This window comes from Actinomycetota bacterium (assembly GCA_040755895.1).
In the GTDB taxonomy this organism is placed as follows: Bacteria; Actinomycetota; Aquicultoria; order Subteraquimicrobiales; family Subteraquimicrobiaceae; genus Subteraquimicrobium.
Genome location: JBFMAG010000065.1, coordinates 1 through 13,774, shown reverse-complemented (window position 1 = coordinate 13,774; position 13,774 = coordinate 1). Strand labels below are relative to the sequence as shown.

General features: G+C 45.9%; 10 protein-coding genes and 1 other RNA gene. All 11 read left to right on the top strand.

Annotated elements, in window-relative coordinates; genetic code table 11:
• The first annotated feature begins 704 nt into the window (after nucleotides 1–704).
• Nucleotides 705–3,470, top strand: a complete 2,766-nt coding sequence (secA, locus tag AB1466_03130; protein MEW6189093.1) for a preprotein translocase subunit SecA — start codon at nucleotides 705–707, stop codon at nucleotides 3,468–3,470.
• Between the two features lie 145 nt (nucleotides 3,471–3,615).
• Nucleotides 3,616–4,732, top strand: a protein-coding gene (gene prfB, locus AB1466_03125; protein MEW6189092.1) for a peptide chain release factor 2 whose coding sequence is annotated in 2 segments (ribosomal slippage) — nucleotides 3,616–3,678 and nucleotides 3,680–4,732 — 1,116 coding nt in all. Because the reading frame shifts where the segments join, the coding sequence is not laid out codon by codon here.
• A gap of 136 nt (nucleotides 4,733–4,868) precedes the next feature.
• Nucleotides 4,869–5,603 (top strand): phosphatase, encoded by a 735-nt coding sequence (locus AB1466_03120; protein MEW6189091.1) that lies wholly within the window; start codon nucleotides 4,869–4,871, stop codon nucleotides 5,601–5,603.
• Nucleotides 5,604–5,608: 5 nt separating this feature from the next.
• A complete protein-coding gene (locus tag AB1466_03115) occupies nucleotides 5,609–6,439 on the top strand; it encodes a transketolase (protein MEW6189090.1) in 831 nt (276 codons plus the stop codon).
• 52 nt (nucleotides 6,440–6,491) lie between these two features.
• Nucleotides 6,492–7,445 (top strand): transketolase family protein, encoded by a 954-nt coding sequence (locus AB1466_03110; protein ID MEW6189089.1) that lies wholly within the window; start codon nucleotides 6,492–6,494, stop codon nucleotides 7,443–7,445.
• Between the two features lie 7 nt (nucleotides 7,446–7,452).
• Nucleotides 7,453–8,142, top strand: coding sequence for a cell division ATP-binding protein FtsE (gene ftsE / locus AB1466_03105; protein ID MEW6189088.1), 690 nt, complete (start codon nucleotides 7,453–7,455; stop codon nucleotides 8,140–8,142).
• Nucleotides 8,132–9,037: a permease-like cell division protein FtsX gene (ftsX, locus tag AB1466_03100; protein ID MEW6189087.1), complete on the top strand. Its 906-nt coding sequence runs from the start codon at nucleotides 8,132–8,134 to the stop codon at nucleotides 9,035–9,037. The genes ftsE and ftsX overlap by 11 nt, the downstream gene beginning before the upstream one ends.
• Before the next feature lie 19 nt (nucleotides 9,038–9,056).
• Nucleotides 9,057–10,259, top strand: coding sequence for a S41 family peptidase (locus AB1466_03095; protein MEW6189086.1), 1,203 nt, complete (start codon nucleotides 9,057–9,059; stop codon nucleotides 10,257–10,259).
• Between the two features lie 197 nt (nucleotides 10,260–10,456).
• Complete coding sequence (gene rnr, locus AB1466_03090; protein MEW6189085.1) at nucleotides 10,457–12,538, top strand: ribonuclease R; 2,082 nt, start codon at nucleotides 10,457–10,459, stop codon at nucleotides 12,536–12,538.
• A gap of 121 nt (nucleotides 12,539–12,659) precedes the next feature.
• Nucleotides 12,660–13,127: an SsrA-binding protein SmpB gene (gene smpB / locus AB1466_03085; GenBank protein MEW6189084.1), complete on the top strand. Its 468-nt coding sequence runs from the start codon at nucleotides 12,660–12,662 to the stop codon at nucleotides 13,125–13,127.
• Nucleotides 13,128–13,191: 64 nt separating this feature from the next.
• Nucleotides 13,192–13,771: a transfer-messenger RNA gene (gene ssrA / locus AB1466_03080) on the top strand.
• Nucleotides 13,772–13,774: the final 3 nt, after the last annotated feature.

The window sequence follows — 13,774 nt, the reverse complement described above, 5'->3', positions numbered from 1 at the left end:
AAGCACAAGGAATGTTTCAAATTCTAAGCACAAAGCACCAAATTTAAGCAATATTAAATGAGCAAACATCTCCTGAGCAAAGTCGAAGGAATCCAAAGTTCAAAACATAAATGAAATAGGGTTTAGGATTTCAAAAATTTTAATTTTGGATTTGTTTGGGATTTGGGATTTCGAATTTAGGATTTGAGCCACGCTTCTGGGATTATGTCCAAGGCATAATCAGTGGTATTGTTTTCAATTTTTAAAATATGATAGGATACTACTGTTTTGTTGCGTGAAGGGGGAACTTTCGGTGGCGAAAAGTGATTTAGAAAAGGCACTCGAAAGGGAAATAAATCGAATTCCCGAGCAGTATTCAAAAGGTATAAACCAGGGAGGATCATCCTCTTCGGATCCGCGGCTTGTGGAGAATTATGCGCAAGTACAATAATCCTTTTCATTGAGGAGATAATGAGTCAAGGGAAAGTAATCTATGAGCGAAGATAGACCGGATATCACTGTTTGGTTGGGTCAATCAGAATATGATTTGAAAGCAATTAAAATCGCAGAATGGGTCATTGATTTTGTGTGAGTTAAAATTTTGGCTTGGGGATGAGAAAGTGAGAATGAGGCTGAATTGTGTTAAGATAGTGGTAAAATGCTACAAAATCTAAATTTGAAGTCAAAGGTGAGATAAATAAGGCGAGTCGTGAAGGTGTATGCACATGCTTAATTTAATTCACAAGATACTCCGTTTTGGAGAAGGAAAAAAGCTAAAAGCTCTTCAGGAGAGAGTAACGGCTGTAAATGCATTGGAGCCCGAGATCAGTCGTCTTTCTGATGAGGAGCTGAAGGCGAAGACCCTCAAGTTTAAGCGCTTCGTCCAGGAAAGATCAAAAGAATTTGAGGAGGAGTTAAAGCGCTTAGAGGAGGAAATTAAAAGTGCTTTACCTGAGGAAAGAATCAAGCTTAGGGAGAAGTTGAAGCAGGTTAGAAACAAGATTCTGGATCCAATTCTACCTGAAGCTTACGCGGTTGTTAGAGAGGTCGCCAAACGCACGATAAATATGCGCCATTTTGATGTCCAAATCATGGGCGGGGTTGTCCTTCACGAAGGTAAAATCGCTGAGATGAAGACTGGTGAAGGAAAAACTTTAGTTGCAACCCTTCCTGTTTATCTTAATGCTCTGTTGGGGAAGGGTGCCCATGTGGTCACCGTAAATGATTATTTAGCTAAGCGTGATACCCAATGGATGGGTCCCGTCTACCATTTTCTGGGTCTTTCCGTTGGAGTTCTTCAGCATGATGCGGCATATCTATTTGACCCCAGTTATCCCGCTGAGGATGAACGCTTGAAGAACCTCCGTCCCGTTGAACGGCGAGAAGCATACGAAGCCGATGTCACCTATGGCACAAATACCGAATTTGGCTTCGATTATTTGAGAGACAATATGGTGACTTCACTAGATGAGCGAGTTCAGCGTAGTCATCACTATGCCATCGTCGACGAAGTGGACAGCATCCTAGTCGATGAAGCGAGGACTCCTCTCATCATTTCTGGTTCTGCTGAGGACAGGAGTAGAATTTGCAGAAAGGTTAACCAAGACACTTCTCGCATGCGCTGGCTTTTGGTGGCGAAAGACGATAAGAATCCCGAAGTTGACCTAGAGAAGTATGAATATAAGTATGATTTCATCGCCAATGAGAAGGAGCAAACCATAAAGATAACTCGTAGAGGAGAACAGAGGATTGCCAAAGCGCTGGACATCAGTGTCGATGATTTGGTGGACTTAACCCAATCCCCCTATGGTGTGCCCATAATTGAGTGGCTGAACCGATACAAACAGAGTATGAAGGCTTATTCTCTGTTTAAGAGGGATCGGGATTATGTGGTGAAAGATGGCCAGGTCATCATCGTTGACGAGTTCACGGGACGTTTAATGTTTGGACGAAGGTACAGCGATGGTCTCCATGAAGCCATCGAGGCGAAGGAAAGGGTGGCGATAAAGGAGGAGAATCAAACCCTAGCCACCATTACTTTGCAGAATTATTTCAGGATGTATGAGAAACTCGCAGGAATGACTGGAACGGCAGCCACAGAAGCCGATGAATTCATGCACATCTATGGCTTGGAGACGGTGGTTATTCCCACCAATAAGCCAATGATCCGGAATGATTTATCCGATGTGATTTATAAAACCGAGGAAGCTAAGTTTAAAGCCGTAGTCGACGATATCGTCGAGAGGCATAAAAGAGGGCAGCCGGTGTTGGTGGGCACAATCTTCATTGAAAAATCCGAACGCCTGAGCAGGATGCTTAAGCGACGGGGCGTCCCCCACCAGGTTCTTAACGCCAAATATCATGAGATGGAAGCCCAGATCATTGCCCAAGCAGGAAAAAAGCACACAGTGACCATTGCCACCAACATGGCTGGTCGCGGTGTGGACATCATTTTGGGTGGTAATCCTCCGGATTTCCAAATGGCTGAGGAGGTCAAACAACTGGGTGGGTTACACGTCATAGGCACGGAGCGCCACGAAGCCAGGCGAATCGATAATCAGCTTAGGGGTCGTTCCGGACGCCAGGGAGACCCAGGCTCATCTCAATTTTATATTTCATTGGAAGATGACTTAATGAGACTTTTTGGTTCGGATAGGGTCGGTAAACTGATGGAGAGAATGGGCATACCCGATGATATGCCCATTAAACACCCGATGATCACCAAATCCATTGAGACCGCTCAACGCCAGGTTGAATCCCAAAACTTTGAGATCAGAAAGCATGTTCTGGAATATGACGATGTTATGAATAAGCAGCGAGAGGTGATTTACGAGCAAAGAGCCAAGTGTCTATCGGGCGATAATCTCCATGAGGAAGTGCAGAATATCATCGAGGATGTGACAAGGGAAGCCATTGAGGCTTTCACCGATAGAAATACCCATCCCGAGCGGTGGGATTTAGATGGATTATTTGATTACATTAAGGATCTTTACCCTCTTCCTTGGGGTAAAGATGACATTGACCTGCAAAATCTAACACAAGATCAGTTATTTGAAAAACTTCTGGAATCCGCCAAGAGGATTTATAAGAGGAGAGAAGAAGATCTGGGAGCGGAGACGATGCGTGAGCTGGAGCGAATGATCATGCTCCAGGTGATAGACAATAAGTGGAGAGAACACCTCTACGAGATGGATTATTTAAAGGAGGGCATTGGTTTAAGAGCCATTGGTCAGAGGGACCCCTTAATTGAGTTTAAAAACGAAGCCTTTGAGATGTTTCAAAACTTGATCCAGAGCATAAAGGAGGATTTCATCAGATATATCTTCCATGTTCAGGTAGTGCGAGAACCAGTTATGCCAGCTATGCCCAAGGCTGTTGGAGATGATTATGGAGCGACTCCAACTCAGCCCGTGAAGAAGAGAAAGATAGGAAGAAATGAACCTTGCCCTTGTGGTAGCGGCAAGAAATACAAGAAATGCTGCGGGAGATAAAGCAAATTCAAAATTCAAAATGAAGAATGTGAAATGACAATCCAAAATTAAAATGATTTAATTTAAAAAATTTCGCATTAAGGATCTCTAGCTCAATTGGGATTTGTGCATGCCTAATTTATTATATGAAAGAGGTGGGATTGCGATGTTGATTGACTACTCTGATGAGCTCCAAAGGCTTGGTGAAAGGATAGAAAAAATCGGGGATTACTTTTGACATTGGGGCGAAGAGAGGGGAGATCAAAAAACTCGAATTGGAGGCGGCTAAACAGGGATTTTGGGATGATACTCGGAAGGCACAGAGGATCATGTCGAACTTAAGCGATTTGAAGGATGATGTGTCCTCCTGGGAAAGAATGAATGAAGAATATAACGATCTCTGCCTTTTAAACGAACTTGCTATATCCGAAGGTGACATAGCTCTCAGCAAGGATGTGGGTAAATCTCTCAGGAAACTTAAGCAAAAGGTCGAGGATTTTGAAATTCGCAGTTGGTTTAAGGAGAAATTTGATTCACTGGATGCTATAGTTAGTATCCATCCCGGTGCTGGTGGTATCGAGTCCCAGGATTGGGCGGAAATACTTTTGAGGATGTATCTTCGCTGGGCCGAGCGCAGGGGATTTAAGATGGAAGTAAATGAGGTCTCTCCCGGTGAAGAAGCTGGGATAAAGGGCGCCACCTTTACCGTACATGGAAAGTATGCCTACGGACTCCTTAAGGCTGAAAAGGGTATCCATAGATTGATCAGAATTTCCCCCTACGATTTTCAAAGGAGAAGACATACCTCCTTCGCTTCTGTGGACGTTATCCCATTGATAGATGAGGAGATAGAGGTAAGCATCGATCCTAAGGATCTCAGGGTGGAAACCTACAGGGCCACGGGACCCGGTGGTCAATATGTTAATGTGACGGATTCCGCCGTCCGAATCACCCATCTTCCCAGTGGTATCGTAGCCCAATGCCAGAGTGAACGTTCTCAATTTCAAAACAAAGAAACGGCGATGAAGATTTTGCGAGCCAGGCTATATGAGAGGATGCAAAAGGAAAGGCGAAGGAAGATAGAGGAACTTCGAGGCGAGAGAAAGGAAATTGCCTGGGGGAGTCAGATCAGGTCATATATCCTACATCCATATAGTCTGGTGAAGGATCATCGAACTGATCTTGAAACCGGTAATGTTCAAGAGGTTTTGGACGGAAACCTCGATGATTTCATCACCGCTTTCCATAGACGTAAAACTAAAGGGGGTAGGGGAGAAGTCTAGAGCCATAAAAAAGCTCGACTTTCGATGAGCGATCAGCGATGAGCGAAAAGTCTTTTAACACCGAAAGTCGCGTCGAACGTCGCTTATCGATTTAAGGTCGCTAGTGGGTTGAGTCTTTCTAGATAAGGTGGAATGAATGAAACTAGTAGCTGATCTTCATATACATACGGTTGCCAGTGGTCATGCATATAGCACCATCGATGAGATAGCGAAGGCCGCAGCCCTTAAAGGTCTAAAGCTCATCGCCATCACGGATCATGGCCCTGGTTTACCCGGGGGAGCACACGCTTACCATTTCTGGAATTTAAGGGTATTACCCAGGGAATTGTATGGAATACGGATTTTGAAGGGGGCCGAAGCCAACATCGTGGATTCCAAAGGAAATCTCGATTTGCCTCAGGATCTCCTCCAGACTCTGGATGTAGTTCACGTCGGCTTCCATCCTCGCTGCGGTTATGAGGGGAAAACTGTGAGGAAGAATACGAGAGCACTATTGGGTGCAATCAGAAATCCCTTCGTAGATGTGATCGTTCACCCGGGAAATCCAAATTTTCCCATTGATGCCGAAGAAGTGGTAGCTGAAGCCGCAGCCCACGATGTTTTATTTGAAATCAATAATAGTTCATTCTTGACGAGTACCAGTCGAGTGGGTAGTTATGCATATGACCTGGAGATTGCCAAAGTTGCACGAAGATATAATTTGGATATCATTATCAGCAGCGATGCTCATTTAGCCCAGGGAGTTGGCGAGTTTGGGGAAGCAATTAAACTCGCCCTTGAAGCGGGATTTTCTGAGGAGAACATATTAAATTGCTCGTTAGAACGGGTCTTAGATTTTGTGGAAAGGAAGAAAGAAATAAAATCCAGGTGAACCTTTTGGATCGGGAAAAACTAAGAACTTTTTTAGAAGAAAAGGCACGTACTCTTCGATGGAATGTTATAAGGATGATTGGAGAAGCGGGCTCCGGTCATCCAGGAGGCTCTCTCTCTGCAGCGGATATTGTTGCTGCCCTTTATTTCCATCACATGCGACACCGCCCGGAAGATCCCAAGTGGCCTGACCGCGATAGATTTGTATTGAGTAAAGGTCATGCATGTCCCCTTCTTTACGCCGCTTTAGCCGAATGTGGTTACTTCCCCGTTGATATTTTATGGACCTTAAGAAAGTTGGGAGGAATTTTACAGGGACACCCGGATATGAGAAAGGTCCCTGGTGTGGAGATATCCACCGGAGCTTTGGGTCACGGATTTGCGGCTGCGACTGGAATGGCTTTAGCTGGGAAGATGGATACGAGAGATTACCATGTTTATGTTCTTATTGGCGATGGAGAAAGCCAGGAGGGTGAAGTTTGGGAGACGGCGATGTTCGCTTCCCATTATAAATTGGACAATCTGGTCGCCATCCTCGATTACAATGGCTTACAGATAGATGGACCGGTGAGCGAGGTCATGGAGATTCAACCCATCGCGGATAAGTGGTCTGCCTTTGGATGGCGGGTACTTGAGGTGAATGGGCACAGTGTTTTGGATATCGTGGATACCCTCGTTAAGGCGGATAAAACTAAGGGGAAACCCTGTATAATTATCGCTCATACCCTCAAGGGAAAGGGAGTCTCCTTCATGGAAGGCAAGGTGGAGTGGCATGGTAAGGCTCCCAGCAAGGAACTGATGGAGAAAGCGCTCAAAGAGCTGAAAAAAAGCGGTTAAACCACAAAAATACGGGCTTAATCTCAATAATAATTACTGTGAGCGGTGAACGGTGAACCATTTAAGAGAGAAGAGGGCGACTAGAGAGGCATATGGGGATGCTCTACTGGAACTTGGAGCAAAATATCCAGATGTCGTTGTCCTTGATGCGGATCTAGCTAAATCCACGACCAGCATTAAGTTCGCCAATACTTATCCAGAGCGTTTTGTCGAATGTGGGATCGCCGAGCAGAACATGATGGATATTGCAGCTGGACTCTCCACCTGTGGTAAGGTCTGTTACACGGGATCTTTTGCCATCTTTGCCACCGGGCGTGCTTTTGAGCAGGTGAGAAACACCATTGCCTACTCAAATCTTAATGTTAAACTCTGTCCAACCCACGCCGGGATTTCCGTGGGGGCGGATGGTTCTTCTCACCAATCCGTCGAAGATATTGCAGTCATGCGGGCCGTCCCAAATATGAAGGTAATTGTACCGGCGGATTACTTTGAGGCGCGTGAGGCAGTAAAGACAGCCTATCACATCGAAGGTCCGGTGTTCATTAGGCTGGGTCGTGAACCCGCCCCTATAATATTCAATGTAAATTACAAATTTAAATTCGGTGAGATTTTAGAGTTGAGGAAAGGATCGGACGTTACGATTTTCGCCATCGGCATCATGGTCAATGAAGCGCTCGAAGCTGCGGAGAAGCTGGAGGAGAAGGGGATAAGCGTTGAGGTCATCAACGTGCCCACCATAAAACCCTTGGATGCCGAAGGTATTTTAGAATCCGTTGGGAAGACGAAAGCCGTGGTTACCGCCGAGGAACATACCATAGTAGGAGGACTTGGGAGCGCCATAGCTGAGTTGCTCGCGGAGACAACGCCCACCCCCATGGCTAGGGTGGGCATCAAGGATGAGTTCGGTCAATCCGGTTCGGCTGCGGAGCTTCTCAAGCATTATGGACTCACCAGCGAGGATATTGTGGAAGCCGTAGGAAGAGTATTGGGTAGAAAAAGGGGGTGAACCAAAGATGATGATTCAGATGAAGGATATCACGAAGATTTATGAAGAGAATAAACCCGCGCTACAGGATGTAAATATCACCGTACAAAAGGGAGAATTCGTGTTCATAGTCGGTCCCACAGGTTCTGGGAAAACCACCATCATTAGGCTCCTCTTGAGGGAAATATTGCCAACCAAGGGGGAGATATATATAGCGGGGCAGGACATTGTGCACCTCCGTTCATGGAGGGTTCCATACTTAAGGAGGAATATAGGTTGTGTATTCCAGGATTTTAAATTGCTTCCCAATAAAACCGTCTATGAGAATGTAGCCTTTGCTCTTGAGGTCATTGGTCGTCCATCTTATGCAGTAAAGACCCAGGTTCCCGAGGTTCTCAGATTGGTGGGTCTGGAGGACAAGATCGATAATTATCCTGATGAGCTTTCCGGCGGGGAGCAACAAAGGGTATCAATTGCCCGAGCTTTCGTCAATCGCCCACCCCTTCTCCTTGCCGATGAGCCCACTGGGAACTTAGATCCGGCAACATCCATGGATATAGTGTCGCTTTTAAGCCGAATCAATCGCACGGGGACCACTGTGCTAATGGCAACTCATGATCGGGAAATAGTTAACAATTTCAGGAAGCGGGTCATTGCTCTAGAAGAGGGCAGAGTGATTCGAGACCAACTCCGGGGAGTTTATGGATATGAGGATTAGAATTTTCTACTTCATCAGAGAAGCTCTAACCAGTTTCAAGAGGAATTGGGTGATGAGTATCGCTGCGGCGAGTACCGTGGCGGTCTGTCTCATCCTAGTGGGAGCTGTGGTGATATTGGCGCTAATCGTGGGGAATATAATTAGGGGTTTGGAATCTAAGGTGGAGATTCAAGTATTTTTGAGGGATTCGGCTCCCACTAGTGAGGTTAAAAACCTTCAAAATGAAATTCTTTCATGGTCCGAGGTGTCAAAGGTTTATTATATTTCCAAGGAGAAAGCTTGGGAGCGATTGAAGAAGGATCTCAAAGATCAACCCGAGCTGTTGGAAGCGGTCTCTGGAAATCCCCTCCCCGCTTCCCTTGAGATAAGGCTGGAGAATCCCCGTTTGGTCGCTTCAACGGTGAGAAAAATAAAACGACGATCGGGCATCCACAACCTCATCGATGATTTGGAGAGGGATATAAAATACGGGCAGAAGGTGATCCCCAAGTTTTTTAAAGTTACTTGGATTATCCGTGTGGTAGGAGGTATCATTATAGCCGTACTTTGCTTTGCATCCTTGGTTTTAATCGCCAACACAATACGTCTAGCCATATTCGCCAGGCGTAAAGAGATTGCCATAATGAAATTGGTGGGAGCATCTAATTGGTTTATCCGCTGGCCCTTCCTATTAGAGGGAATTTTGCAGGGTTTAATTGGTGCAACTACCGCCATTTTGGTCTTGTATGTAGCCAAGCTCTCCCTCATAAGTAAGGCTAAAGAGGCATTGCCCTTCCTGCCCATATCCTTCGGTGAAGCCATTTTCTGGAAGCTCATGCTGACTCTCACTTTAGCTGGAATCTTCATGGGAGTTGCTGGAAGTGCTATAGCGCTGAGGAAGTTTTTGAGGGTGTAGTGGAATTGAGGTGTGAAGATTGTTCAAAAGGATTATTCTGGTAGCAGCGGGAGTTTTCCTGCTGTTGATGTTTCTTGGGGCTTGCTTTACCGGTGGTTTTCTCCTCGGAAGGCAAATAGGGGCGGAGGAAGAGAGAGCTAGAAATCCTTTGGGATTGGTCCAAGAGGCCATGGAGGAGATTCAACGCACCTATTTGGAGAAAGTCCCCACCCGTAGGTTGATCAAGGGAGCAATAAAGGGCATGGTGGAGTCCTTAAACGATCCCTATACGAGGTATCTTGATCGTTCCCATTTTAAGATGTTCAAAGAGGAAACAGCAGGTCAGTTCGAAGGGGTGGGGATAATGATAGGAATTGAGGATAATCAACTCACCGTGATCTCACCTTTGGAGGATACACCCGCTGCTAGAGCGGGAATCCAAGCCGGAGATAAAATCATCAAGATAGATGGCAAATCCACTAAAAATATGGTTTTGGACAAGGCTGTCCAACTGATAAGGGGAAAGGAGGGAACCATTGTAGTGTTGACCGTCTCCCGAGAGGGAGTCGATCAACCATTAAAGTTTTATTTACGAAGGGAAAAGATAAAGATACCAAATGTTTCTTCAAAGATGTTGGAGGATAAATTGGGTTACATACGCATCCATTACTTTGCTGGGAATACGAGTCCTAATTTGAAGAATACATTGAATAAGCTCAAGGAGGACGGGGTATTAGGCATTATCCTCGATTTGAGAAATAATCCTGGAGGGCTCCTTGACGAATCCATTAACGTTGCAAGCGTTTTCATCGAATCGGGCCCCATCGTGAAAGTAAAGAGCAGAACCGGGGAACTTGAAACACACGATGCGAAGGGGGGAGCCGATGAGGAAATCCCGCTCGTAGTTTTGGTCAACAAAGGAAGCGCCAGTGCATCAGAGATAGTGGCGGGAGCCTTAAAGGAGCGCAAGCGGGGGGTTATAGTCGGCGAAAAAACCTTTGGGAAGGGTTCGGTTCAGACCGTAGTTACCCTCTCCGATGGTTCAGGTCTGGTCATAACCACGGCCACTTATCTCACCCCGGGTGGAGTATCAATCCATAAGGAAGGAATAAAACCGGATGTTGAAGTCGTGGTACCCATGGAGAGAAGGAAACTCCTCACTAAAGAGGACAAGCAGCTGGAAAAGGCAAAAGAGATACTCAAATCCATCATTTCTGGTGAGGGTGTAAGGAAGGCTGCCTAGAGGTGTTTGGCGTCTGTCATTCGTCGGTAGTGAGGACTTTACCGATCCTCACTACCGAATTTTTATTGAGGGGTAGGTGTAATGTTACGCAAATTGGTATCACTTATTTGTCCCATAAAAGTACGGGCTTAATCACAATATATATTCAGGTTTATGTCTCATGCATAAAGTAGTATAAAGCGTAAATGGTGGTTGATATGAAGATCGAAGAGCAGGTACTGAAATTGGTAAAAAAGACCCACCCCCTAAGCTTTGGCAAATTGGCCAAAGCCATTGAAGGTATGGGATCAAAAACTGAATTGAAAAATATCCTCCAGAGGTTGGAGCAAGAAGGGACCCTTGTTAAGGTCGGAAAAACTGGATATGGATTGCCCGAGGATTTGAATTATACAACTGGTCGCCTGCAGGCTAATAAAAGAGGCTATGGATTTGTTAGAGGTGACAAAATTGATGTTTATATAAGTCCCTTTGCCATGAATGGAGCCATGCACAATGACGAGGTCTTAGTGAAGTTATCTAAAAGGAAAAGGAAGGGAGGAAGCATCGAAGGAGAGGTCGTTAAAATCCTCAAAAGAGCCAATCCAACGGTTGTGGGGAAGTTCGAAAGAAAAGGGAGGGATTTTTTCCTTACCCCGTCTGATGCAAGGATTTTTTATAAAATCCACATCCCTCCAAAATTTTCTCTAGGCGCTTCTCTTGGTGATATGGTGGTAGCGCAAATAGAGCGATGGCCCAACAGACGTCATGGTCCCGTGGGGAGAATAATTGAAATTTTGGGTGAAGAGACTTCAATAGGGGTGGAAATAGAAGTAATCATAAGGGAACATCGATTACCCATGGTATTTCCCTTCAACGTGCTTGCTGAATGCCAAGAGATACCGGATGAGGTACTTCCCCAAGATTTACTTGGTCGCAAGGATTACAGAGATGAATTCACCGTTACCATTGATGGTTTGGATGCAAAGGACTTCGACGACGCGGTATCCATCAAGAGGGACGAATTGGGCAACTTTTTGTTGAAGGTTCACATCGCAGATGTCTCTCACCATGTGGATGTGAATGATGCTTTAGATGCGGAGGCTGCCAGTAGGGGATTTAGTACCTACCTTGTTGATAGAGTGATCCCCATGCTTCCCCCAAAGCTTTCCAACGAAATCTGCAGTCTCATTCCCCGAGTCGATAGGCTTTCCCTTTCCGTGGAGATGCTCGTGGATGCGAAAGGCAAGGTGAGGCATTTTGAAATAGCAGAAGGGGTAATCCGCAGCGATTTCCGTCTCACCTACGAAGAAGTTGATGAATTGTTCATCACAGGAGAATTTGAGAATGAGGAGATGCGGAGATGTCTGTCGCAGCTGAGGGAGCTCAGCAATATCTTGGAAGAAAGGCGGGTAAAGAGAGGAAGCATAAACTTTGAAACCATTGAGCCCAAGGTCATCCTCGATGAAGAGTTAAAGCCCGTGGATGTGGTGATCAGGGAAAAAACTCCAGCCACGATGCTTATAGAGGAAACGATGATTTTGACCAATGAGACCGTGGCGGGATTCATGCGTTGGCAAGGTTTACCCATGATTTACCGGGTACATGAGAGGCCAGAATCCGAAGCGCTGACTCAAATCAAAGAGTTGGTGGAGGGATTGGGTTATCCCATAAAGGGCATGAGGACCATACATCCCAAAACTTTCCAGAACATCATCGCTTATGCTCATAAGAGATCGGAGAGGTTGCTGATCAATTACTTGTTATTACGTGCCATGAAACAAGCGAGGTATTCTCCGATTTGTAAACCCCATTTTGGGTTGGCCTCAGACTGCTATACCCATTTCACCTCTCCCATTCGACGATATCCCGACCTTGTGGTGCATCGAATGGTAAAAGCTGTGCTAAAAGGGGAAGTTTCTCATCCAAAGATTTTGGATTTGGCCAAAAGGCTTCTGGATATTTGTGAGCATTGTTCCATACGAGAGAGGGAGATCGATGAAGCCGAGAGAGATTCCGTCGATCTCAAGCTCTGCGAGTTGATGGAGCAGCATATTGGGGATGTCTTTAAGGGGATCATAACGGGTGTGACCGCCTATGGTTTGTTTGTTCAAATCCCAAACTCCGCGGAGGGTTTGATTCACATCCGTGATTTAACTGACGATTATTATCATTATGAACCCGATCGCTTCCTATTGAGGGGGCAACGCACTGGAAAGATTTTTAGGCTGGGACAAGAGGTTACCATAAGGGTCGCGAACGTGGTCATAGGTGAGAGGCGAATAGATTTTGTTCCTGCCTAATTCGTTGGCTTGTTGGCTAGTTTGCCAGTTTGCTAGAATTAATTGCAAACCAGCCAACTAACAAACTAGCCAACCAGTGTGGACGGTGAACCTAGAACCTAGAACCATGAGGTGATTTATCATGGTGGAGCAAAAGGTTGTCGCGAGGAATAAGAAAGCGTATCACGATTATTTCATCGAGGAGACGTACGAGGCTGGGATAGTCCTTGAAGGAGCTGAGGTAAAGTCGTTGCGCGCTGGAAAGGTGAGTATGAGGGAAAGCTTCGCCAGGATCAAAAATGGCGAGGTCTTTCTGTACAATATGCACATCAGCCCCTATGAGCATGGGGATGTACTCAAACCGGAGCCGAGAAGGACACGAAAGCTCCTTTTGCACAAGAGCGAGATAAGACGCCTCATCGGGAAAACAGAGGAGAGGGGATATACCTTGATCCCTCTTAACGTTTATTTTTCTTGTGGCTTTGCCAAGGTTGAACTGGGTTTAGCTAGGGGTAAGCATCTCTACGATAAGCGAAGGAAAATCGCGGAAAAGACTGCGAGGCGGGAAATTGAGCGTGCTCTCAAAGAGAGGCAAAAATCCCATCGATAGCCGATAGTGTATGATATAATTATTGTTGAATGGCAATTGGTATTGGAAAAATTGACAACTGAGTGGGGGCGAAAGGTTTCGACGGAGGCAGTTTGCATGAGAGAAGCGAGACGAGCTCCAATAACTCGTAAAACTGTTGGCGCAAAATAGACGCAAACGAATCATATGCCCTAGCCGCTTAATTGCGGCTACGTCCTCTGGAGTAGGCCTGTGACTCCAGACGTGGCGTCGGTTAGCAGGCTATTCTCCATCTAAGCTCCTGTTTAGGATGGAGAGAAACTTAAACGGGATAGCGCTCAAGAACCTGCCTGTGGGTTCCTTGAGTGCGAATGATAAACACAGGCTACCCTCGTAGAAACTCTCATGAGGTTGCCTTCGGACGTGGGTTCGATCTCTGGGTCGCCTATGGTGGTAACCACCGTATGGAAAAACGAGGCTTACATCGGCGAAACCTAAGCCGTACGTATGGCAACGCCGAGGGGTGAAGGCTCAAAGCCTGAAGCCCTGTAGAGACTCATATAGTCGTTGCTACTCAAGTGGGTAAATTTATAGCGGCTATTATACGCCTCGCAACCCGAATAGGGTTGAAGACATAGTCCACTGCCAACAGAAATGTTGGGGAACAGGTCCCACCGCCTCCACTATTT